The organism is Photobacterium aphoticum (assembly GCF_001029435.1).
In the GTDB taxonomy this organism is placed as follows: domain Bacteria; phylum Pseudomonadota; class Gammaproteobacteria; order Enterobacterales; family Vibrionaceae; genus Photobacterium; species Photobacterium aphoticum.
In genome coordinates, this window is record NZ_LDOV01000011.1 from 27434 (window position 1) to 51055 (window position 23622).

General features: G+C 52.6%; 22 protein-coding genes. 14 read left to right on the forward strand and 8 right to left on the reverse strand.

Annotated elements, in window-relative coordinates; genetic code table 11:
• Positions 1–3 precede the first annotated feature (3 nt).
• Both ABT58_RS07115 and ABT58_RS07120 read left to right on the forward strand, forming a co-directional pair.
• Positions 4–1341 carry a leucine-rich repeat domain-containing protein gene (locus tag ABT58_RS07115; RefSeq protein ID WP_047873703.1) on the forward strand — a complete coding sequence of 446 codons (1338 nt, stop codon included), beginning with the start codon at positions 4–6 and terminating at the stop codon, positions 1339–1341.
• A 17-nt stretch (positions 1342–1358) separates the two neighbouring features.
• Positions 1359–1637 (forward strand): hypothetical protein, encoded by a 279-nt coding sequence (locus ABT58_RS07120; RefSeq protein ID WP_047873704.1) that lies wholly within the window; start codon positions 1359–1361, stop codon positions 1635–1637.
• A 95-nt stretch (positions 1638–1732) separates the two neighbouring features.
• Here the strand turns inward: ABT58_RS07120 and gorA are convergent, their stop codons facing one another.
• Together gorA and ABT58_RS07130 are read right to left on the reverse strand one after the other, a co-directional pair.
• Positions 1733–3088 carry a glutathione-disulfide reductase gene (gene gorA / locus ABT58_RS07125; RefSeq protein ID WP_047873705.1) on the reverse strand — a complete coding sequence of 452 codons (1356 nt, stop codon included), beginning with the start codon at positions 3086–3088 and terminating at the stop codon, positions 1733–1735.
• A 162-nt stretch (positions 3089–3250) separates the two neighbouring features.
• Positions 3251–4090, reverse strand: a complete 840-nt coding sequence (locus tag ABT58_RS07130) for a 23S rRNA (adenine(2030)-N(6))-methyltransferase RlmJ (RefSeq protein ID WP_047873706.1) — start codon at positions 4088–4090, stop codon at positions 3251–3253.
• 213 nt (positions 4091–4303) lie between these two features.
• On the opposite strand from ABT58_RS07130, the gene prlC reads away from it, so the two are divergent.
• A complete protein-coding gene (gene prlC, locus ABT58_RS07135; protein WP_047873707.1) occupies positions 4304–6346 on the forward strand; it encodes an oligopeptidase A in 2043 nt (680 codons plus the stop codon).
• Positions 6347–6867: 521 nt separating this feature from the next.
• On the opposite strand, the gene gppA is transcribed toward prlC, so the two are convergent.
• Both gppA and rhlB read right to left on the reverse strand, forming a co-directional pair.
• On the reverse strand, positions 6868–8358 hold the full coding sequence (gene gppA / locus ABT58_RS07140; RefSeq protein ID WP_047873708.1) for a guanosine-5'-triphosphate,3'-diphosphate diphosphatase: 1491 nt from the start codon (positions 8356–8358) through the stop codon (positions 6868–6870).
• A 30-nt stretch (positions 8359–8388) separates the two neighbouring features.
• Positions 8389–9696, reverse strand: coding sequence for an ATP-dependent RNA helicase RhlB (gene rhlB / locus ABT58_RS07145; protein ID WP_047873709.1), 1308 nt, complete (start codon positions 9694–9696; stop codon positions 8389–8391).
• A 113-nt stretch (positions 9697–9809) separates the two neighbouring features.
• On the opposite strand from rhlB, the gene trxA reads away from it, so the two are divergent.
• The 6 genes from trxA (at position 9810) to fre (ending at position 15908) form a co-directional block, all read left to right on the forward strand.
• Positions 9810–10136: a thioredoxin TrxA gene (trxA, locus tag ABT58_RS07150; RefSeq protein ID WP_047873710.1), complete on the forward strand. Its 327-nt coding sequence runs from the start codon at positions 9810–9812 to the stop codon at positions 10134–10136.
• Between the two features lie 196 nt (positions 10137–10332).
• The gene (gene rho / locus ABT58_RS07155) at positions 10333–11598 is read left to right on the forward strand and encodes a transcription termination factor Rho (protein WP_047873711.1); all 1266 of its coding nucleotides are present in this window, start codon (positions 10333–10335) and stop codon (positions 11596–11598) included.
• Positions 11599–11772: 174 nt separating this feature from the next.
• The gene (locus tag ABT58_RS07160; protein WP_156168815.1) at positions 11773–12807 is read left to right on the forward strand and encodes a hypothetical protein; all 1035 of its coding nucleotides are present in this window, start codon (positions 11773–11775) and stop codon (positions 12805–12807) included.
• Positions 12808–12949: 142 nt separating this feature from the next.
• The gene (gene ubiD / locus ABT58_RS07165) at positions 12950–14845 is read left to right on the forward strand and encodes a 4-hydroxy-3-polyprenylbenzoate decarboxylase (protein ID WP_047873712.1); all 1896 of its coding nucleotides are present in this window, start codon (positions 12950–12952) and stop codon (positions 14843–14845) included.
• Positions 14846–14912: 67 nt separating this feature from the next.
• A complete protein-coding gene (locus ABT58_RS07170; RefSeq protein WP_047873767.1) occupies positions 14913–15188 on the forward strand; it encodes a 2Fe-2S iron-sulfur cluster-binding protein in 276 nt (91 codons plus the stop codon).
• A gap of 9 nt (positions 15189–15197) precedes the next feature.
• A complete protein-coding gene (fre, locus tag ABT58_RS07175; protein WP_047873713.1) occupies positions 15198–15908 on the forward strand; it encodes an NAD(P)H-flavin reductase in 711 nt (236 codons plus the stop codon).
• A 181-nt stretch (positions 15909–16089) separates the two neighbouring features.
• Here the strand turns inward: fre and ABT58_RS07180 are convergent, their stop codons facing one another.
• From ABT58_RS07180 to uspA, 3 genes are all read right to left on the reverse strand, one after another.
• A complete protein-coding gene (locus ABT58_RS07180; RefSeq protein ID WP_047873714.1) occupies positions 16090–16380 on the reverse strand; it encodes a hypothetical protein in 291 nt (96 codons plus the stop codon).
• A gap of 88 nt (positions 16381–16468) precedes the next feature.
• Positions 16469–17347, reverse strand: a complete 879-nt coding sequence (locus tag ABT58_RS07185; protein WP_047873715.1) for a carboxylate/amino acid/amine transporter — start codon at positions 17345–17347, stop codon at positions 16469–16471.
• A 309-nt stretch (positions 17348–17656) separates the two neighbouring features.
• Entirely contained in the window at positions 17657–18079 is a 423-nt protein-coding gene (gene uspA / locus ABT58_RS07190; protein WP_047873716.1) for a universal stress protein UspA, read from the reverse strand.
• Positions 18080–18414: 335 nt separating this feature from the next.
• Here uspA and ftnA point away from each other — a divergent pair, with 335 nt between their 5' ends.
• From ftnA to ABT58_RS07210, 4 genes are all read left to right on the forward strand, one after another.
• Positions 18415–18942, forward strand: a complete 528-nt coding sequence (gene ftnA / locus ABT58_RS07195; protein WP_047873717.1) for a non-heme ferritin — start codon at positions 18415–18417, stop codon at positions 18940–18942.
• A 77-nt stretch (positions 18943–19019) separates the two neighbouring features.
• The gene (gene uspB / locus ABT58_RS07200) at positions 19020–19358 is read left to right on the forward strand and encodes a universal stress protein UspB (RefSeq protein ID WP_047873768.1); all 339 of its coding nucleotides are present in this window, start codon (positions 19020–19022) and stop codon (positions 19356–19358) included.
• A gap of 83 nt (positions 19359–19441) precedes the next feature.
• Complete coding sequence (locus tag ABT58_RS07205; protein ID WP_047873718.1) at positions 19442–20545, forward strand: mechanosensitive ion channel family protein; 1104 nt, start codon at positions 19442–19444, stop codon at positions 20543–20545.
• Positions 20546–20704: 159 nt separating this feature from the next.
• Entirely contained in the window at positions 20705–21892 is a 1188-nt protein-coding gene (locus ABT58_RS07210; protein ID WP_047873769.1) for a BaiN/RdsA family NAD(P)/FAD-dependent oxidoreductase, read from the forward strand.
• 98 nt (positions 21893–21990) lie between these two features.
• Here the strand turns inward: ABT58_RS07210 and ABT58_RS07215 are convergent, their stop codons facing one another.
• Entirely contained in the window at positions 21991–22635 is a 645-nt protein-coding gene (locus tag ABT58_RS07215) for a bifunctional 4-hydroxy-2-oxoglutarate aldolase/2-dehydro-3-deoxy-phosphogluconate aldolase (protein WP_047873719.1), read from the reverse strand.
• Between the two features lie 356 nt (positions 22636–22991).
• Here ABT58_RS07215 and ABT58_RS07220 point away from each other — a divergent pair, with 356 nt between their 5' ends.
• A complete protein-coding gene (locus ABT58_RS07220) occupies positions 22992–23531 on the forward strand; it encodes a DUF3332 domain-containing protein (protein ID WP_047873720.1) in 540 nt (179 codons plus the stop codon).
• The last annotated feature ends 91 nt before the right edge of the window (positions 23532–23622 follow it).

Sequence of the window (23622 nt, forward strand, 5' to 3'; positions counted from 1 at the left end):
CTTATGAAATTTCATTTATTTAAGTTTGTTTTTTTTCTTACTTTTTCATTTTTTTCCAATTATGAAGCTTCAGGACAAAGCTATGCTCAATTTAAATCTGTTCAGGTTGATTTTTTATTAGATTATTTTGATAGTAAAAATGAAGAGTTAAAGATTCTTTTATTGGGGGGTGATGTCAGTATTATCCAAAGGGATAATTTAGATGGGATTGTTTCACATAATAAATTGGTCACTTCAAAGTTTGATATGAATGATAATGTTTGGCCAATGAGTGCATATTATGGTGGTGATAATTATGTGGTATTGGATAGTCACTATAATGTGATATTTTCACAGTTTGCATTATCCAGTTCTGATAATCATGAATTATTTAACAAGTTGCCTGATCTAGAGTATGTTTCTTTAATTGCAAATGGGGATAATATTACAGTTGATCTTTCGAGTAATTTTAAGTTAAAAGAGTTTGTTTTAAAAAATGGTAGCTTGAATAAAGTTGTGTTACCTAAGTCAAGTGCCGTAGAAGTCATTAGTGCTGTATCCGGGAGTATTGGTGAAATTGTAAATTTGGATACGCAAAATAAATTAATCTCTCTTCGGGTTGGTAGTAATTTGAAAAACATCAGTGATATAAATGAAAGTCTATCATTAGAGAGGTTGATTGTTTTTCCTAGGGATGGTATCCCAGAAGGTTTAAAGGTTTCAACAATAAAGAAAATTAAGCACTTAATGTTATATGACGATAATGAAAATGATATAAATGGTTTTGATAATCTTAATCATTTAAATACGTTATTATTGGTTAACATGAATGTTGAAAAGGTAAAGCTACCATCAACCTTGAAGTTATTTGACTTTAGTGGGGTGGAAAATAAACGTATGCCAGAGTTTCCGAATGATTCTGAGTTGCTTGAATTGTATATCTCAAATACATCAATTAGTAAGATAAACGAATTGGAAAATCTTGGTGAACTTAAAATGCTTTCTATTTATTCAATGCCATTAAAAGAAATAAGTGGAATTGAGGGGTTGCATAAATTAGAAAGATTAGACATTGAATATACAGATTTGGATAAGATTCAAGGCTTAGGTAAACTGAATAAATTAACTTATCTAAAATTAAGGGATAATAAATTCAAGGAATTGTCCGCATTAACAGGTTTTAAGTCTTGTGAATATATTGATGTTAGTTATAACGTGATTTCTAAAATAGAAAAAGATGTGTTAAGTGGATTTTTTGGATGCCCAATTGCATTGTTCGGGAATCCTGTTTATGACAATGCTGATTATAGTTTAGAAACTAAACTTATTAAGTTGTCTGAAACGGGAACCTTTGATGAATAAAAATATAGAGGGTTAAGATGGATTTAACAAAAAAGTTGTTAATTTTCTTTGTGATTATTTTGTCATTGATTAATACAACAATGAATAGCCCAACGATTCAAGGGTGGTTAAACGGAGAATCTGCTGATTTCAGCATGGGGGATATATTGCTGATTGTGGTCATCATTATTGGTGCTTTCGTTACGATTTTTGGCTTAGCTATTTGGCTACAAAATACTTTTAATCTTACCGATGATGAAGACGATGAAACAACTCGTACTTCAGATCACAAAGATTCCGACCACACAAAGAAATAACGCAATATGAAATGGAAAAGAAAAGGGAAGCCACTGCTTCCCTTTTGTGTATTTAATGCCTGAATACTCAGCGTATTTACTTATCTACGATACGCTTATCGCATCGTCACGAACTCTTCCGAGCCGGTTGGGTGGATGGCTACCACAGAGTCGAAGTCTGCTTTGGTTGCGCCCATCTTCATGGCTACACCGAAGCCTTGGATCATTTCATCCACGGTGTAACCGATGCCGTGTAGGCCCACTACTTTCTCGTCTTCACCGGCACAAACCAGCTTCATTTTGCATGGCTGACGGTGTGCGGTGACCGCTGTGTACATGGCGGTGAACGTTGAGGTGTACACTTTCACGTTCTCTTCGCCGTATTGTGCTTTGGCATCCGGCTCGCTCAGGCCGATGGTGCCGATAGGTGGGTGGCTGAATACCACGGTAGGAACCAGGTTGTAGTCCATTTTGGCGTTTGGCTTGTTGTTGAACAGACGCTCAGACAACTGACGACCCGCTTTAACGGCCACTGGTGTGAGTTCGATACCGCCTTCCATGATGTCGCCCACACAGTAGATGCCTGGCACGTTGGTCTGCTGGTATTCATCAACTTTGATGTAGCCACGCTCGTTGGTCTCAACGCCGGTCGCTGCCAGGTTGATTTTGTGCGTGCTTGGGTGGCGGCCGATTGCCCAGATCAGGACGTCCGTGTTGTGGCTCTCGCCGTTTTCAAAGTGCAGGGTGATAGAGCCATCAGCTTCTTTTACCACTTCTTTAGGGACAGAGTGGGTGTGCAGCGTTGGGCCTTCGGTGTTCATTACTTCGACTAGCGTGTCGATGATCATCGGATCAAAGCTGCGCAGTGGTGATTCTTTACGAACGAACAGGTGAGTGTCTGTGCCCAGTGCGCTCAGTACGCCCGCGATCTCTACCGCGATGTAACCAGCGCCGACAACCGCCGTACGTTTTGGTTGCGCATTTAGCTCAAAGAAGCCGTTTGAGTCGATACCGTGCTCGGCACCCGGTACGTTAGGAATCGTTGGCTCACCGCCGACGGCGATCAGGATGTGATCGGCTGTGTAGTGTTCGCCGTTCACTTCGATGGTTTTGGCGTCCACGAAGGTCGCAAAGCCGTTGATCACTTCAATCTTGTTGTTGCCCAGTACGTTGTCGTACGCAGTGTGAATGCGGCTGATGTACGCTTCACGGCTTTCTACCAATTTACCCCAATCGAAGCCTTTTACGTCCACATCAAAACCGTAGTCTTTGGCGTAAAGGTGCATAGCTTCTGCGATTTGCGCGCCGTGCCACATCACTTTCTTCGGCACACAACCGACGTTTACACAGGTACCGCCCAGCGCTTTCGCTTCAACCAGCGCCACTTTTGCGCCATACATGGCTGCACGGTTTGCTGAAGCAATACCGCCGCTACCGCCGCCGATACAGATGTAATCAAAATGCTTTGCCATGACTTTACTCCATGATTTTTTATTAATTTGGCTGGACCTAGTGTAATCAAGAACGCGGTGAGTTACGAGTGGGGTGGATCGAGAAAATACGAATACAAAAAAGGCGAGGAAATCCCCGCCTTTATGCTGCTTAAGCGCGATATGCGCCGTGCGTATTCGGTCTTACTCTGGGACAACCCATTCTACCGTGTGATGGCCGTGCGTCGGCGCAATGGCCTGCTGCAGCCATGGCAAAATGGTTTGCATCTGGCTTTCCAGCTTCCAAGGCGGGTTGATCACAATCATGCCTGAGGCGGTCATGCCACGCTCTTCGGTGTCTGGCTCCACGCCCAGTTCGATTTGCAGGATCTTACTGATACCCAAATCTTTCAGGCCTTTTAGCATCTTGTCGATGGTTTCGCGGTAGACCACTGGGTACCAGATAGCGTAGGTACCGGTTGCCCAGCGCTTGTAACTTTCGTCAATGGCTTTCACCACATCCATGTATTCGTGCTTGAGCTCGTACGGTGGGTCGATCAGCACCACGCCACGACGTTCTTTCGGCGGCAGGCTGGCTTTTAAGCGGGCAAAGGCATCTTCTTTGTAGATCTTCACCTGACGATCGCCTCGGAACTCTTGCAGCAGCAGCGGGAAGTCGCTTGGGTGCAGCTCGGTCAGCACCATGCGGTCTTGTTCGCGGATCTGTGCGCGTGCCACCTTTGGCGAGCCCGGGTAGTAACGCAGCTCTTCGCCGTCGTTCAGTACCTGAATCGCGTCTAGGTAGCTTTGGATGTCCGCAGGAATGTCATCGCGACCCCAGATTCGGGCGATCCCTTGTTTGAACTCGCCGGTTTTCTCGCTGCGCTCGTCTTGCAAATCGTAGCGGCCGACCCCGGAGTGAGTATCGTGGTAAACAAAGGGTTTTTCCTTTTGCTTGAGGGCATCAAGGATCAGGCTCTGGACAATGTGCTTAACCACGTCGGCGTGGTTGCCGGCGTGAAAACTGTGGCGGTAGCTCAGCATGGCTGGGATCTCGACAGAAAGAAGTGATGAATTGAGCCCGTATTATGGCGGATTGGCGCGGAATAGCTAGGGGTTGTGATGACATCGACCAGGCCAGATGTTAATTACAGGTTAAAATGATAAGATGTTTTTGCGCTTTAGAGCGAGTAAAGGATTGATTTTTAGCCTCTGAAGACGCATGTATTAAGGGATAACAGAATGAAGGAATAGCCCATGTCTAACCCATTACTTACGATGACAGGTTTACCCCCGTTTTCACAGATCCAACCGGAGCACGTGAAACCGGCCGTGGAGCAGGCGATCGCGGATTGCCGTGCAGCGGTAGAAGCGGTACTGGCCAGCGGTGAAGCGCCGAGCTGGGCATCCATTTGTGTGCCATTGGCAGAAACCGATGATCGCTTAAACCGTATCTGGTCGCCGATCGGCCATTTGAATGCCGTGAAAAACAGCAGTGAACTGCGCGATGCGTACGAAAGCTGCCTGCCAATTTTGTCTGACTACAGTACGTGGGTCGGCCAGCATAAAGGCCTGTATGAGGCCTTCAAGGCGATCAAAGCTGATGCCAGCTTTGCCGATCTGACGCTGGCGCAGCAAAAGTCTGTGACCGATGCGCTGAAAGATTTTGAATTGTCCGGCATCGGCCTGCCAGCGCAAGATCAGCACCGCTACGGTGAGATCAGCAAGCGTCTGTCTGAGCTGTCTTCGACCTTCAGCAACAACGTGCTGGATGCGACCATGGGCTGGAGCAAGCTGATCGCTGATGAAGCGGAACTGGCGGGTTTGCCGGAATCTGCGCTGCAGGCGGCTAAAGCCAATGCGGAAGCGAAAGAGCAGGACGGTTACCTGTTCACCCTTGATATTCCGTCTTACCTGCCGGTGATGACGTACTGTGAAAACCGCGCCCTGCGTCAGGAAATGTACGAAGCATTCGTGACCCGTGCCTCGGATCGCGGCCCGAATGCCGGTAAGTGGGACAACAGCGACATCATCGCTGAGAAGCTGAAACTGAACCACGAAATCGCCCGTTTGTTGGGCTTCAACACCTACAGTGAGAAATCGCTGGCCACCAAGATGGCGGAAACGCCGGCACAAGTGCTGGGCTTTTTGAATGACCTGGCCAGCCGTGCCAAGCCACAGGGCGAGCGTGAAATTGCTGAGCTGCGTGAATACGCACAGAGCGAGTTTGGTGCCACTGATCTGGCTCCATGGGATCTGGCGTTCTATAGCGAGAAACTGAAGCAACACCGCTACAGCATTTCTGATGAACAACTGCGTCCGTACTTCCCTGAGCAGAAAGTGGTGGCCGGTCTGTTTGAAGTGCTAAAACGTGTGTTTGGCATGGATGTGAAAGCGCGTGACGGTGTCGATGTGTGGCACGAGTCGGTGACTTTCTATGACATCTTTGATGCGCACGGTGAGCTACGTGGCAGCTTCTATTTGGATCTGTACGCCCGTGAACACAAGCGTGGCGGTGCCTGGATGGATGAGTGTCTGGTACGTCGTACCCGCGAAGACGGTACCCTGCAAGCGCCAGTGGCTTACCTGACCTGTAACTTCAACAAGCCAGTGGGCGACAAGCCAGCCCTGTTTACCCACGATGAAGTGGTAACGCTGTTCCACGAAACCGGTCACGGTATTCATCACATGCTAACTCAAGTGGACGTACCGGCTGTTTCAGGCATCAACGGTGTGCCATGGGATGCGGTTGAGCTGCCAAGTCAGTTCCTGGAAAACTGGTGTTGGGAAGAAGAGGCGCTGGCCTTCATTTCCGGTCATTATGAAACCGGCGAGCCATTGCCAAAAGAAATGCTGGATAAGATGCTGGCCGCGAAGAACTTCCAATCGGCGATGGGCATTTTGCGTCAGCTGGAATTCGGTCTGTTCGATTTCACCCTGTACACCGAATACGATCCTGAAGTCGGCGCCCAAGTGCTGGAAACGCTGGCAGCGATCAAGTCACGCGTCTCTGTCGTACAAAGCCCAGAGTGGGGCCGTTTCCCACACAGCTTCAGTCACATCTTTGCCGGTGGCTACAGTGCGGGTTACTACAGCTACCTGTGGGCGGAAGTGTTGTCGTCTGATGCGTACTCACGTTTTGAGGAAGAGGGGATCTTCAACCCGCAAACCGGTGCGGATTTCTTGGATTGCATCCTCGAGCGTGGCGGCAGTGAAGAGCCGATGGCGTTGTTCAAGCGTTTCCGTGGCCGTGAGCCGCAGATTGATGCGTTGCTTCGCCATTCGGGCATCACGGGTTAATGCACTGATTGGGCTGGCTCTTTCACCCCAGCCCAGCATCGGACATGCTCATTGATGGTTATCAACTGCGCGTGTCCTCTTTGTGCTGAGGCGAAATTTCTGCGCCCAATCAGACATTAACAGAGTGTGTGCAAGAGATATCAATTCCGCACGCCCTCTTAGCGATGAAACGAAATTCCTGCGTCATAAATATGAAATTAGATCTGAGCGGGATGAGGTTTTGGCTTTAGTGCGAATTCGAGCTCTAGCCAAACTCAGGCATTTGTTCTGTCAATTTGAGTGCGTGCAATAGATATCAACTGCGCGTGTCCTCTTTGTGCTGAGGCGAAATTTCTGCGCCTAATCAGGCATTAACTAAGTGAAAGTTGGGTTTAAATAAATGAAATCCAGCGCCATAAACGCGAAATAAATCGCTAGCGAAGTGCGTGATTCTGAGATGAGTTGGCACTTCTGATAGGTAATAAAAAAGCACCCATGGGGTGCTTTTTTTGTTTGGGGATCCGCACTCAGCGTGAGTGGGATTATTCGCTGGCAATTAACGTCAGTGGCCAGCCCATGTCGGTTTGACGCTCGGCTTCTTGTTCCAGCTCGGCGTGGGTCAGCGGGTTCGCCGCCAGCCAGCTTGCCGGCAGGGTGAGGGTCAACGCATTGTGCTGGGCTGTCAGCGTGAACGGAGGCAGCTTGGCTTTGTCGCGGCGGTGGCACAGTAACACGGCTAAACGCAGCAGGCGTAGCAGGCGTGTGGCGCTGTCGCCGGGCAACGCATGTTGCATCGGCAGCGGACTCAGTTGCTCGCGGAAGCGACGCAGCAGTTCGGCGATCAGGAATTTCTGCGCGCGGGTAAAGCCCGGCAGATCACTGTGATTGATCAGGTAAGCGGCGTGGTCGCCACTTTGTTTGAATTCAATCATGGTGCCGATTTCATGCAGCGCGGCACAGGCATGCAGTAAGTTGGCCGCATGCGGTTCCGGCTGCCATGCTGACGCGGTTGCGTTGAGCAGGGCTTGCGCGGTGTCTGCCACGTTATCGGCATGGGTGCGATCCAGCTGGAAGCGTGCCTGCAGGCTTTGCAGCGTACGGGCTTGCACATCGTGATGGCGCATCTGGTGCATCATTTCATACACCATGCCTTCACGTAGGGCACCGCCGGCCAGTGTCATCGATTCAATCTCCAGCGACTCAAAGATAGCGATCAAAATCGACAGGCCGCTCGGGAAGACCAGGGCACGCTCAAGGGTCAGGCCCTCGATATCCAGATCTTCCAAACGCTCGTACTGCATCGCCTGACGTTGCAGGCGCTTCAGTTTGGCGAGGGTGATGATTTCATCCATCCCTTGCGCCAGCATGATTTCTTGCAGCGCTTGCACGGTGCCACTGGCGCCGACACAGGTCTTCCAACCCAGCGTCTGGTATTGGCTGACAATCGGTGCAATGGCCGCTTTGGCCGCGTTGATGGCGGCATCAAAGTTGGCTGCCGTCAGGGCGCGATCTTTAAAATAGCGCTCCAGCCAGGTCACACAGCCCACTTTCAGGCTGGTCAGGGCACTGGCATCAAAGCCTTCACCAATCACCACCTCGGTACTGGCTCCGCCAATATCGACCACCAGGCGCTTACTGCTGCCGCCAGAGGTATGGGCGACCCCTTGATAGATAATGCGCGCTTCCTCTTCACCCGGAATGATATCGACCGGATAACCAAGGATCGCTTCTGCCTTGGAAAGAAAGGCCTCGGCATTGACGGCGGTGCGCAACGCGGCGGTGCCGACAATGCGAATATTACCGGCCGGAATGTCCTGCAGACGTTCGGCAAACAGGCTCAGGCAGTCCCAGCCGCGTTGCATGGCTTCATCACTTAGCACGTTCTCGGCATTGAGTCCGGCGGCTAAGCGCACTTTACGTTTGATCTTGGCCAATGTCTGCACGTTGCCGGCAAACTCTCGCACGATCCACATGTGGAAGCTGTTGGAGCCAAGGTCAATGGCGGCATACAACGGGGATACGGTTCTTTCCATGGGCATATCTATCAGTTATTCAGCTTTGGGTTATTGCGCTTTGTTCTGCGACGGGCGGCGGCGGTTACGTTGACGCGGCTGTCCCTGACGCGATGAGCCACCACTGTTGCGACGGTTGCCACCCTGACGAGGGGCACGCGGCACGAAAAGCGGCGCAGGTAAATCGTCAAGCAGGGCGTCGGCATTGTACTTAGACAATGGGATCGCGTGCTCGATGTAAGTTTCAATCGCCGGCAGGTTGATAGCGTATTCTTCACAGGCAAAGCTGATCGAATGGCCACTGGCGCCTGCACGACCGGTACGGCCGATACGGTGTACGTAGTCCTCTGCGTCGTCTGGCAGATCGTAGTTAAATACGTGCGTTACCTGCGGAATGTGCAGGCCACGGGCAGCGACGTCGGTTGCTACCAGGATATCCACTTCACCTTGGGTGAACTGCTCAAGAATGCGTACGCGCTTCTTCTGCGGCACATCGCCAGTCAGCAGGCCAACACGGTGTTTGTCTGCCGCCAGGTGAGCCCAGATGTCTTCACAACGGTGCTTGGTGTTAGCAAAGATGATGGCGCGATCTGGCCATTCTTCTTCAATCAGCGTCTGTAGCAGGCGCATCTTGTCGTTGTTAGACGGGTAGAACAGCTCTTCCTGGATACGGTGACCGGTTTTTTGCTCCGGCTCTACCACAACACTTTTCGGGTCGTTCATGTGTTCAAACGCCAACTCTTTCACACGGTAGGAAAGGGTCGCAGAGAACAGCATGTTCAGACGCTCAGTCGGGACTGGCATGCGACGGAACAAGAAGCGGATGTCTTTAATAAAGCCCAGATCAAACATACGATCGGCTTCATCCAGTACCACGGCCTGAATAGAACGCAGGTCAATCACGCGCTGCTTGTAGAAATCGATGATACGGCCACAAGTACCGATCAGGATATCCACGCCCGCTTCCAGCGTTTTCTGTTGTTTCTCGTACGCTTCACCACCGTAAGCCAGGCCTGCGGTCAGACCGGTGCTTTCCAGTAATGGCTGCGCATCGTTGTAAATTTGGATAGCCAGTTCACGCGTAGGTGCCATAATGATGGCACGAGGGTGATTCTGTTTACGATCCTCTTTCGCTGGCGTTAGCAGCAGATGGTTAAAAGTCGCGGTCAGGAAAGCCAGGGTTTTCCCTGTGCCTGTTTGGGCCTGACCCGCAATGTCACGGCCGGAGAGCACTACCGGCAATGCCAGCGCCTGGATCGGCGTACAATTATGGAAACCTTTGGCTTCCAATCCTTGTAAAACCTGTGGTTCTAACCCCAGGTCGGCAAATTTTTGCTCTGTGATATGAGTCGTCTTCATTCGTATAGAATATCAGCTTAGGGTTGCAATACGAAACGGATTCCATTCAAATAGGGCAACGATTTGCTGGTTAAAATCAAATCAGCTATGAAAATCAACCATTGGAGTGGAAGATGAGCGACAAGATTGTGCAGCTGACAGACGCAAGTTTCGAAAGCGATGTGATTACTGCTGCAGGCCCTGTGCTAGTCGATTTTTGGGCAGAGTGGTGTGGTCCTTGTAAAATGATTGCCCCAATTCTTGATGAAATCGCAGACGAGTACGAAGGTAAGCTGACTATCGGTAAACTAAACATCGATCAGAATGCAGCCACACCACCTAAGTTCGGTATTCGTGGTATCCCAACACTATTGTTGTTCAAAGACGGCAGTGTTGCAGCCACCAAAGTAGGTGCACTATCCAAGAGCCAGCTGAAAGAGTTCCTCGACGCGAACCTGTAAGCCTCTCTTATTCAAGCCATGCACAATTGATAGTTGTGCATGGTTTGACAACCGTCTATGCTAGACGGAAGATATCTTTAGTGCTAACTTATTGCACGTAATTTGTACATCTGTTCATTCCTTGACCAGCCCCATTGGTCAACCTTATCTCAACTAATATAGAACCCCGATTTTGACTGACAAGAAACCCACCACTATGAATCTGACTGAACTGAAGAACCAACCTATTTCACAGTTGGTTGCGCTTGGCGAAAGCTTGGGCCTTGAAAACCTAGCGCGTCTGAGAAAACAAGACATCATCTTTGCGATTCTCAAGCAGCATGCAAAAAGTGGTGAGGACATCTTCGGTGACGGTGTTCTAGAAATCCTTCAAGATGGCTTCGGCTTCCTCCGCTCAGCAGACAGTTCTTACCTTGCCGGCCCAGACGACATCTACGTCTCTCCTAGTCAAATCCGCCGCTTCAACCTTCGCACTGGTGACACCATTTCAGGCAAAATCCGTCCGCCTAAAGACGGTGAACGTTACTTTGCATTGTTGAAAGTGAACGAGGTGAACTACGACAAGCCAGACAACGCCCGTAATAAGATCCTGTTTGAAAACCTGACGCCGCTGCACGCGAACGAGCGTATGCGCATGGAGCGTGGTAACGGTTCAACCGAAGACATCACGGCACGTGTACTGGACTTGGCATCACCGATCGGTAAAGGCCAGCGTGGTCTGATCGTGGCACCGCCAAAAGCGGGTAAAACCATGCTGCTTCAGAACATCGCACAGAGCATTGCTTACAACCACCCAGAGTGTGAGTTGATGGTACTGCTTATCGATGAACGTCCGGAAGAAGTGACCGAGATGCAGCGTCTTGTGAAGGGTGAAGTGGTTGCTTCTACCTTTGATGAGCCAGCATCACGTCACGTACAAGTGGCGGAAATGGTGATTGAGAAGGCCAAGCGTCTGGTTGAACACAAGAAAGACGTGGTGATCCTACTGGACTCTATCACCCGTCTGGCACGTGCTTACAACACCGTGATCCCATCATCAGGCAAAGTACTGACCGGTGGTGTGGATGCTAATGCCCTGCACCGTCCTAAGCGTTTCTTCGGTGCGGCACGTAACGTAGAAGAAGGCGGTAGCCTGACTATCATCGCAACGGCACTGGTTGATACCGGTTCTAAGATGGATGAAGTGATCTACGAAGAATTTAAAGGTACGGGTAACATGGAACTGCACCTGTCTCGCAAGATTGCCGAGAAGCGTGTCTTCCCTGCGATTGATTTCAACCGCTCTGGTACCCGTCGTGAAGAGCTGCTGGCTAAAGCCGACGAACTACAGAAGATGTGGATCCTGCGTAAGATTGTTCACCCAATGAGTGAAACAGACAGCATGGAGTTCTTGATCGACAAGCTGTCGATGACTAAGACCAACGACGAGTTCTTCGACGCGATGCGCCGTCAGAAGTCTTAATCCACACGGTTTGACTTCACAGTTTCTAAAACGCCACCTTGTGTGGCGTTTTTTATTGTCTGAAGTAGGGCATAATCCTATTGTGCGTTGTTCAATTGATCGTGATCATAACAAGGCACCGAATACCCGGACGGTATTCGCGTTCCTCTTTTTCCTTTTCACCAAGGAGGTGACATGCGACTAGGACAGTGCATGCTAATAGGATGGTTAGCGACACACATCACGATGGCCAGTGCGGCCGGCGTCCCGGCGGCTGGCGTTCCAGCGACCGACGTCACGGTGACCACTATCACCCCACACGCGGTGACAGAGGTGCTGGCCTCTTCACAAAGTCAGGCCCGTGCGGCGGCGCTGGCGACCCTCTATGATCACAACGACTTTCGCGCGTTGGAATTTAACTTGTCTCAATTACCGGCGCTGAAGCAGGAAGCGGTGCGTGCGCTGCTGGTGGATCATGCGGTAGCACATCCGGTGCTGGATCAGTACAAAGCCAACTGGCTGCAGGCCCAAGCCCTGCGCAAACCGTTATTTACCGTGGTGGAGCAGGGCGATGGCTACCAAGTTACCCAGACGGCCTTTCATTACGGCACCAAAGCCCGCAGTCAGGTGAAACGCTGGGAAGACATGCTCAAAGCCCAAACCTTTAGCGAACAAGCCGAGCGTGGCGAGTTAGTGCTGTCTGAATGGCTGGCGGGCGATTTGACGACCCAAGCTCTGCAACGGGACATTCTGCTGGCTCAGTTGCCGGGGCTCTCGGCTCAGGCGGTGGCACAACTGGCTGCCCAGTTCACCAGTGATAAGGCGCTGTTGTGGTTACCGGATAATGCCGTGATCGCCGCATTAGCAGCGGCCTCGGGCGATGACGGGGTGTACCACCTGCTGTGGCGTCGTCGCAGCGATCAGTACAGCCTGGCCGAGCTGAACCGGCTAGCGCAGCTCGCACCGGATCCGCAGGCCACCCAGCAGCTGATGGCGGCCACCATTAACCCGTCGCTGAAAATCGTGGCGTACCGGGCGTTGGTGGCGGTGAACCCGTTGCCGTCCCAGACGCAGGATTTTCTCAGTGACAAACTGGCGGATGTCACCGATGGGGCGCTGGTGGCGACAGAGTTAGCCCGTCATGGCTACCTGAGTTGGTTAGAACAACTGGTGGGTGCCAGCCGCAATCAGGTGCTGCAGAAAAACATCAAAACCGCCCTTTCCCAATAACGCGATTACTGCGGCGTGCCTCGATTTTCCGCTATCCAGACGTTAACAAGTCGTTATAATAACCCGAGAATGATTGTCTTTACGCAGTGGCCCACCGGCTTCTGCGTATCGTCGTATGTAGTAGGATAGGTCACGGTAAGCGATGAAATTCAAGGATCTGCGAGAGTTTATAGACTACCTGGAACAGCAGGGTCAGTTGCAACGCATCACGCAACCGGTCGATCCGGATCAGGAAATCACTGAGATTTGTGATCGCACCTTGCGCGCGGGCGGCCCGGCGTTGTTGTTTGAAAACCCGGTCGGCTATGACGTGCCGGTACTGGCTAACCTGTTTGGCACGCCGGAGCGGGTGGCGATGGGCATGGGCCGAGAAGACGTGCGCGATTTGCGCGAGGTCGGCAAGCTGCTGGCTTACCTGAAAGAGCCTGAGCCGCCACGCGGTTTCCGTGATGCTATTGATAAGCTGCCGTTGTTCAAGCAAGTGCTGAATATGCCGGTTAAACGCCTGCGTCATGCGCCCTGCCAAGAGGTGGTATGGCAAGGTGACGAGGTGGATTTGGACAAGATCCCGGTGATGAGTTGCTGGCCGGGGGATGTGGCACCGCTGCTGACATGGGGACTCACCATCACCAAAGGGCCGCACAAGAAACGCCAGAATCTAGGGATCTACCGCCAGCAAAAAATCGGCAAGAACAAGATCATCATGCGGTGGCTGGCTCACCGAGGTGGCGCGTTAGATCTGCGTGACTGGATGGAAACCCATCCGGGCGAACCGTTCCCGGTCACCGTGGCTTTTGGGGCCGATCCGGCGACGATTTTAGGCGCGGTGACCCCCGTGCCGGACACCTTGTCGGAATACGCGTTCGCCGGCTTGCTGCGCGGCCGTAAGACCGAAGTGGTGAAAAGCCTGAGCAACGATCTGGAAGTACCGGCCAGTGCGGAAATTGTGCTGGAAGGCTACATTGATCCGAACGAGTTTGCCGACGAAGGGCCGTATGGCGACCATACCGGGTATTACAATGAGGTAGAACGCCATCACGTGTTCACCATTACCCATGTCACTATGCGTAACAAGCCGATTTATCACAGTACCTATACCGGTCGTCCGCCGGATGAACCGGCTGTACTGGGTGTGGCATTGAATGAAGTGTTTGTGCCGATTTTGCAAAAGCAATTTCCGGAGATCGCCGACTTCTATTTACCGCCGGAAGGTTGCTCGTACCGCATGGCGGTGGTGACCATGAAAAAGCAGTACCCGGGTCATGCCAAGCGCGTGATGATGGGGGTGTGGTCCTTCCTGCGCCAGTTCATGTATACCAAGTTTGTGCTGGTGTGTGATGAAGACGTTAATGCCCGTGACTGGGGCTGTGTGGTCAGCGCGATGACGGCCAATTTCGCCCCGGCACGCGATACCCTGATCATCGACAGCACGCCAATTGACTCGCTCGACTTTGCGTCGCCGGTGGTGGGGTTAGGCTCGAAAATGGGACTGGATGCGACCCGTAAGTGGGACGCGGAAATCGCCTTGGGCGGCCATGCCTCGGCAACCGATATGCCAAAGGCTGACATGGCCGCTGACGCCCTGATCGCTGCAGTACGTGAAGCGTGTCCGGAAGTGGTGGATCTGTACCTGCCGGATGGCGCCGGCAAGCTGGCGGTTGCCACGGTCAAGAAAACCGAGGCCGGATTAGGGCCGGATGTGTTGACCCGTATGTGGGCGGCAGCCGGTGATACCTCCGCATTGGGCATGGTGATCGTGTGTGATGCGGAAGATGTGAACGGCCGAGACTGGAATGATGTGATTTGGGCCGTGACCACCCGTATGGATCCGGGCCGCGACAGCGTCATTGTACGTGATGCGCACGGCGGCTCACGCATGGGCTGGGATGCCACCAATAAATGGCCGAGTGAGACCAGCGGCGACGCCCACAGTCACCCATGCGATAAGCCTCGTGAATGGGGCACGCCAATCAGTAAAGATCCGGCGGTGGTGGCAAAAATCGATGCATTATGGCCCTCACTGGGTATCCGCTGCTAAGGCGTAGCCGTTAGCAGTATCGACCATGAATAAAGCGGCAGGCAACGCGCCTGCCAAGAGAAAAACCATGTATCAAGAACGGTATCAAGTGCGCCTGTTGCCTCGCGACGTGACGTTCACCACCGACGGTGAACAAACGGTGTTAGAGGCTGCGCTCAACGCAGGCATTGCTTTTCCGAACCGTTGTCAGGTTGGGGCCTGTGCCATGTGCCTGTGCCGCAAACTGTCCGGGACGATCCGTTATGACCTCGAACCGATGCTCACAGAGAAAGAGCAGGAAGAGGGCTGGATCTTCGCCTGTCAGGCGGTGGCGGAAAGTGACTTGGTGCTTGCATTAGCGTAGAGGAAAAGAATGTCGATTCAATGTGAAGTAAAGTCAGTGACCCCTTTGGCGTGTAATACCTACCGCATTTTGCTGACCCCCTCGCAGCCGGTGGCGTTTAAAGCCGGCCAATACCTGTTGGCCGTGATGGGCGAGAAAGACAAGCGTCCGTTTTCCATTGCCAGCAGCCCATGCCGTGAAGGCGAGTTGGAGCTGCATATCGGCGCCGCCGAGCATAACGCTTACGCCATGGAAGTGGTGGAAGCGATGAAAGCAGCACTGGAAAACGGCGGGACGGTGACCGTAGAAGCCCCACACGGGGACGCGTGGATCCGTGATGACAGCGACAAGCCGTTGTTGTTGATCGCGGGTGGTACCGGGTTCTCGTACGTGCGCAGTATCTTGGATAACTGCCTGAGTCGTGGCGTGTCACAGCCGATCTTTGTGTACTGGGGCGGCCGCGATCTGTGTCAGCTGTATGCGCACGATGAGCTGCAAGCGTTGGCGGCAGCGCACACCAACCTGACGTATGTGCCGGTAGTCGAAAGTGCGCCGGCAGACTGGCAGGGCAAAGTGGGTAATGTACTGGAAGCGGTGAGCGACGATTTCGTCAGCCTGTCGGCGTACGATATCTACTTGTGTGGCCGCTTTGAGATGGCCGGCGCGGCGCGTGAGCAGTTCTCGGCAGAAAAAGGCGCGGTACGTGAGCGCATGTTTGCGGATGCGTTCTCGTTTATTTAGTCGCGAGGACTAGGGGCGGGGAAAAGCGATGAAAGCGGAGCGATGACCCTAATGCCCTGCGAGGATCCTGCGGCAACCTGATGTTCCGGCGGATACTCAGCTTACAGAACCAAAACAAAAGGCGAGATCGGTGATCTCGCCTTTTTCGTTTTTGTTGTTTTGCTTGTGTGGGTTGTGCCGCTTAGTGATTGAGCTTGGAGCGGTTGAATTTGCGCAGCTCATCCTTGGCGTATTCGGCTTCCCGTTCATACACGGTTTTCGTCACACAACGGGTTTTCTTGAAGTTGCTGCCCGTGGCTTTGCGGCTGGTGCAGATGATCTCGTCGTCCTCCAAAGAGGCGGCTGCCGCTAAGGGCTGGGCAGGGGCTGTTGAAGCACTGTCTGTCGTCGGGGCGGATGAGCTGCTACAGCCTGCGAGCAGCAGACTAAAGGTGCCTGCCAGTAAGGTCGTCGATAGTGTGGTGTGGCGCATGGTTCCCTCCTTGTGATGCAAGGGATACCTTGGCCGCTGCCCAGCAAAAGCGCAATGCACAGCGGCCAAAATGTTAACACGGTGTGAACTAGCCCGAGTGTTGCGCCCGCATTGTGTGTTTTTTCACCCAGTGCTCGTTAAACCACAACGAGAATAAGATGATCACGCCGCCGAGGATCAGACGTGGATAATCCACATCCCGGTTCCAAATCACGATGTTCACAATCAGTCCGGCAGGCACCAAGGCATTGTTCATGATCGCCAAGGCGCCGGCGTTCACCAGTGTGGCCCCTTTGTTCCACAGGTAGTAGCCCAAGCCTGAGGCGACGGTGCCCAGGTAAATCAAAATGCCCCATTGGGTCGTCGTGGCCGGCAGTTTGCTGGTATCACCAAACAGCACAAACATCGGCAGGGCCACGGCAATTGCCCCCAGATAGAACAGGCCAAACACCGTGTGTTGCGGCAAATCCACTTTTTCCTGCTCCATAATGCGCTTATAGCCGACCTGGCCGATGGCAAAGCACAGGTTCGCGCCTTGTACGATGAAAAAGCCCAGAATGAAATCTTCGTTGATCCCTTCAAACTTGATCACCGCCGCGCCCAGAACCGCAATGGCGGCGGTGGCGAGGTACCACGCCGAGAACTGGCGGTGCAGCATGTCATAGATCAGGGTGACATAAATCGGGGTGAAGATGGTGAACAGCAGCACTTCCGGCACACTCAGGTACAGGAAAGATTGGTAATAGAAGCAGTACATGATCCCTAGCTGAAAGGCCCCGACCACCATCAGTTTGAGCGCCAGGCGCCAGTGCAGATGCTGACGACGCAAGAAGGGCAGAAAGACCAGTGCAGCCAGCACTACGCGGGTGAGCACCGAGAACCAGGCGTCCACCTGACCGGCCAGATACACCCCGATCAAGCTAAAGGAAAAGGCCCAAAGCAGGGTGACAGCAGAAAGATATCCCATAATGTGAACCGAAAAGTAAAAATAGATAGCCGCGAGTGTAACGGAATTTGCTGACGCGCCCTATGTGCAATCGTAGGGAGCGTGATAAACCTCGAGCGATCCAGCGGCGGTGAGGATGGCAGTGGCCACGACAACACAGATCGTTGCAGTGAAAAGGGCGATGAAAGTGATCAGGTCGAGGGATCGCGGCGTAGCTAGGAGAAAGCAAGAGAGCGGGATGAAACAGACCGCCAAGGCGGATGACACTTGGCGGCAGTGATCAAACCGGCAGGATGAGGCCGATGAGGGTGTTGTTGCTGCGGGTTTGCCTTACTTGAGCGGCACCATGAGCATGTCGACCGGTGAGCGGTTGATCAGCTGGCGGGCAGAGCTCAAGATTTTGCTCCAGAAGTCCTGATGATGGCCGCAGACCACCAATTCGATATCCAGATCATCAATGGCATGGCAGATCTCATCGCTCAAATCGCCACTGCCAACCAGCGTGTGAGAAACCGGGTAATCCGCTTTTTCCGCCAGTGTACGCAGTTGTTGTTGGGCCTCATCAGCCATACGGTGCTGTGCTTCAGACAGGTTGATGTCGATCAGGCCGGTGTACAGTTCGGCATAGTTAACGTCAATGTGGATCAGTGACAGTTTGGCATCCAGCGCTTTGGCGAGATCGGCTGCTTTATTCACAATCAGCTGACTCTCTTGAGAAAGGTCGATAGCGACCAAGATGTGTTTGTAAGCCATAGTATGCACTCCTTGACCGTGCGGTGTTTATTGCATGCTAGCACCGTGCGGGCAGAAAAAATATTACCGCGATCGCATCTTGATAGCGGGCAATGGCGTGCTGCAGTGAAGAAGTTCTTTGTGATTTCTTCCTGTTTTTCCATTTACCGTCAGAGAGTTGAAAAAGCGCCCCTGTCGGCAGTGAATCCTCGGCGTTGAGTTGCATTCTCACAGGGGCGGCGTAACAATGGAACCTGTTCAAGGGATACCCAAGGGGCTTTATGCGGGGTGAGGATGATTGAATTACGCACCTTGAGGCCGTTTGGGTATACACTAGAATAAATAGGAGTAGTACGATGTTAGCGCAAGCAATGGTTGAGAAACTCAACGAGCAAATCAACTTGGAATTCTTTTCTTCTAACTTGTACCTGCAAATGAGTGCGTGGTGTGAAGACAAAGGATTTGAAGGTGCCGCTGAATTTTTGCGTCTGCATGCTGCCGAAGAAATGCAGCACATGCAGCGTTTGTTCACTTACGTGAGTGAAACCGGTTCGCTGCCTATCCTGGGGGCGATTGAGGCGCCAAAGCACGAGTTTGCCTCACTGGGTGATGTGTTCCGTGAGACCTACGAGCATGAGCAGCTGATCACTGAGAAGATCAACAAACTGGCGCATGCGGCGTTCACCGCGCAAGACTACTCGACGTTTAACTTCTTGCAGTGGTATGTGGCAGAGCAGCACGAAGAAGAAAAACTGTTTAAAGGCATTCTTGATAAGATCGAGTTAGTGGGTGAAGATGGTAAGGCACTGTTCTTCATCGATAAAGATTTAGCAGCTATGGCTAAAGCTGAATCTACATCCGTTATGGATACGACGGCTGGCTGATCCGTCCTGAGGGCATGGTGACATGCCCTTTTCACCACGGTCATGCCAGTCACCTGTCACGTTGTTCGGGGGCTCATATGATTAGTGGTGATGCACTTCTTCTTGCACTGTTTGTGGTCGCTGTTGTGAACGTTTCACGCTATGTCAGCACGTTGCGCACGTTGTTGGCGGTGATGCGTGAATGTGATCCACTCTTATACCAACAAGTCGACGGTCGCGGCTTCTTCTCGTCGCAAGGCAATGTCAGCAAACAGATCCGCCTTTTCCACTATATCCGCAGTGAGCAATACCAGAATCACCACGATCCGGTCTTCATGCAAAAATGCGTGAAAGTCCGCAAGCTCTTCATCCTCGCCAGTTCGTACCTGATGCTTTTCATCGTTTCCATTTTTGTGGTGGCCTACCTCGGTATTTAGCCGGATTGATCCGCCCCGCGCTTGCTATCTGACGAGCCGCACACTACCTTTAGCAGCCTTGTGTGATTAACCATAGGGTTGCTATGACTCATTTTTACCATTGGTGGCATGCTTTGCAGCAGGGTGTGAGCCAGAACTGGATCACCAACATTGGCGTATTGCTGCTGTTTAGCGCCGTGTTGTGGGCGGCATGGTTGCTGCTGACTCGCCACCTGTTACAGGTGACCCAGAAAACCCGTTTGATGTGGGATGACGCCCTTGTTCAGGCTGTTCGGCGTCCAATCAGTTGGTTGATCTGGCTGTGGCCGGCGGCGTTCTCGCTGGGGGTCGTGATTGAAAATACCTCGACCCACTCAGCGGCTTTCTTGGCCGTATTGCGCCATCTCTTCTTGGTCTGGACGGTCATTTGGATCTTGCTGCGTCTGATCAGTAATGCTGAAGCCGCGATCAGCCGCACGGCCAAAGATGTCACTACCATTACCGCCGTATCCAAAGTGCTGCGCCTGATTGTGTTTGTGATCGGTGGTTTGGCGGTGATGCAAAACCTCGGGCTGAGCCTGTCTGGGGTGCTGACCTTTGGTGGTGTCGGGGGGCTGATTGTCGGTATGGCGGCGAAAGATTTGCTGGCCAACTTCTTTGGCGCGGTGATGATTTACTTTGACCGTCCGTTTCAGCTGGGGGATTGGATCCGCAGTCCTGACCGGAATATCGAAGGCACGGTGGAGCAAATCGGTTTTCGTGTCACCATGATCCGCACTTTTGATAAACGGCCGTTGTATGTGCCGAACTCCGTATTCAGTTCGATTGTGGTAGAGAACGCGTCGCGCATGACCAATCGCCGGATCAAGCAAACGGTCGGTTTACGCTATCAGGATGCAGAGAAAGTGGAAGGGGTGGTGAAAGACATCAAAGCCATGCTGACCCTGCATGATGATATCGATACCACGCAAACCATGATTGTCAGCTTTGATAACTACGGGCCTTCCTCCCTGAATATTCTTGTTTACACCTTCACTAAAACCGTGGGCTGGGTGGAATATAAAGAAGTGCAGCAGGATGTGATGTTGAAAATTGTGGAGATTGTCAAAGAGCATGGCGCAGACTTTGCCTTCCCGACGACGACACTGCAATTCGATACACCGGAGCCCGCTGTGGTCGACACCGTGAAGTCGGTGGTGGGCGAATAATCCATTGGTATTCAGCGAGCGGGGCGGTTAAAATTAGCGCGCTGGCAGGGTGCCAGACACACAGAAGAGGGATGCAGGCTGACGCCACCGCATCCCTTTTTTGTCGCTTCTTATTGGCGATGGGCCAGCAGGATGATTCCAACCGACAGCGGTGATGTAATGACAGAAAAATTTGATGTAGTGATTATTGGTGCAGGTGCTGCAGGCTTGATGTGTGCCGCCGAAGCGGGCAAGCGTGGCCGCAAGGTGCTGGTGGTGGATCATGCCAAAAAGCCCGGCCGTAAAATCCTGATCTCCGGTGGCGGCCGTTGTAACTTCACCAACTACGATGTGGCCGCAAACAACTACGTTTGCCGTAACCCGCATTTCGTCAAATCGGCGTTGTCGCAGTACACCCAGTGGGATTTCATCGCCATGGTGGCCAAGCACGGTATCGCGTTTGAAGAGCGTGAGCACGGCCAGTTATTCTGTGAAGAGTCGGCCAAAGACATCGTCAGCATGCTGCTGGCCGAGTGTGATTTACCGACGGTACAACAGCGCTATCAGGCCGATGTGCACAGTATCGAACAGACAGAAAGTGGCTTTCAGCTGCAGATCAACACCGATACCGTGACGTGTGAATCGCTGGTGGTGGCGACCGGTGGCCTGTCGATGCCAAAGCTGGGGGCGACCCCGTTTGGTTACCAGATCGCTGAGCAATTTGGCTTAAAACGTGTCCCAACCACGGCCGGTCTGGTGCCGTTTACCCTGCATACCGCCGATAAAGACGCGCTGTCGGATCTGTCGGGCATTGCGATCCCGGTGGTGATGGAAGCGGAAAACGGCACCACGTTTAAAGAAAACTTGCTGTTTACTCACCGTGGCCTGTCGGGGCCGGTGGTGCTGCAGATCTCCTCTTACTGGACGCCGGGTCAGGCGGTGACGATCGACTTGCTGCCGGATCTGGATTTGGCTGAAACGCTGAATGCAATGCGTGACAAGCACCCGAATCAGAGCGTGAAGAACTCGCTGTCTCGCCTGTTGCCAAAACGTCTGATTGAAGCGCTGATGGCCCGTGGGGATGTGGAGGATCGTCCGCTCAAGCAGCTGAACCCGAAAGATATCACGGCGATGGCGACCTACTTCCATCAATGGCGTATCGCGCCGAATGGCACCGAAGGCTACCGTACGGCCGAAGTGACATTGGGCGGGGTGGACACCGATGAGCTGTCATCGAAAACCTTGGAAGCGAAAAAGGTCAAAGGCCTGTATTTTGCGGGTGAGGTGATGGACGTGAGCGGCTGGCTGGGCGGTTACAACTTCCAGTGGGCATGGAGCTCGGGCTTTGTGGTCGGTCAGCACGCATAAGCGTCAGTCATACCGAGCACATTGAGATGCAAAAAAGCGGTGAAGATCACCGCTTTTTTTGTGCCTGTCGTCGCCGCTGCCGGCGTGTTTAGCGCTGTTTAACATTGCTGCTTGGTCAGCGCGATGGCTTCATGGGCCAGATGGCTGATGTAGCCCCAATCTCCGGTGCGGATGGTTTTGGCTGGCAGCATCCACGAACCGCCGATGGTGGCGACACACGGAAGCGCAGTGTATTGCGCCACATTGGCCGGGTTAATGCCCCCGGTCGGGCAAAAGCGCACGTGTGGCAGCGGGGCAGCAATCGCGGCTAAGGCTGCCGCCCCTCCATTGGCTTCGGCCGGGAAAAACTTCAGGTGCGTGTAGCCGTGTTCCAGTGCCAGCATGATTTCCGAGGGGGTGCAGACACCCGGGATGAGCGGTACCGGCCCGTGTTTGGCATGCGTTAATAAGGTGGGGGTCATGCCCGGGGAGATCACAAACTTGGCGCCTGCGGCAACAGCAGTATCGTATTGGGCGGTGTTAAGGACTGTACCCGCGCCGACCAAGGCATTCGGCATGGCCTCAGTAATGGCAGTAATGGCTTGCAGGGCGCAGTCGGTGCGCAGGGTAATTTCAAATACCCGAATACCACCTGCGAGCAGGGCTTCCGCCATCGGGATGGCATCATCAAGGTGCTCGACAACCATCACCGGAACGACCGGAGAGGCAGCAAACACGGCATCAGGTTCGAGAGACCAGTTCATCGCATTTTCCTCACTGTTCGCACGCCATGAACACAGCCTTGGCTGTCCCTTGCGCGGGGGCGTGTATACAGCGTACACCAATCCAATGAGTAACAGGCGGATATTAGGCTGGAAATGTTGCTTGCCGCACATTCTCGTCTGTCTGCGTTGAAGGTGGGAATATCGCTCTGACGAATAGTGGTGGAGGCGAGAGTACGGCCTTTATTAACGCCTGCGTTACAGGGTGTTTACGTTTGTCTGCAAGGAGTGAAATTCTGTCCATTTTATGCTGATTTTGCTAGCGGCAGGGCAAAAAAAGCCTATAATTCGCGCGCTTTTTTACTTTGTATTACCCCCTCTATTTCGGAGTTACCCAGATGAAAAAAATCGCCTACAAAGCCGTAGCGATGACAATCCTTGCCACTTCTCTGACTGGTTGTATCGGTCAGATGGGCACGTCTCAACTTGTGACCAAAGCAAACCTGAGCGTGGTGGATAACCGTTACGCGCGTGCAGGCCTGTATGTGCTACTTGGCCCAGTTTACGGTATTGCAGCCACCGCCGATTTGTTCATCTTCAACACCATCGAATTCTGGACGGGCCGTAACCCAATCACCGGTAAGTCACCAGCACTGGCTGACACCCCAATGAATGCGGTGATCAAAGTGAACGGTCAGTTGGACAGCCAGCTAACAACAGCACCACTGGCAAGCGTACGCAACAGCGACATCGAAGCGGCGACGTTCCGTCAGCTAGACGACAACACGCTAGAAATGAACGTGGCTTACACCAGCGGTGAAACTGCGGTATTGCGCGGCGAGAAAGCGGGCGACAACGTGAACTTCTACCTGGACGGTGAGTTCATCACTGCGGTAAGCGTAGACGAACTGAACCAGTACGCGCGTAACCAAGCGTAAGGGTATTTTCCCTTTGGGAATGAAAAACGGCCGCCTGTCCAGGCGGCCGTTTTTTTATGTCTGTTGATCGGGACATGCGGCCAAACAGGGG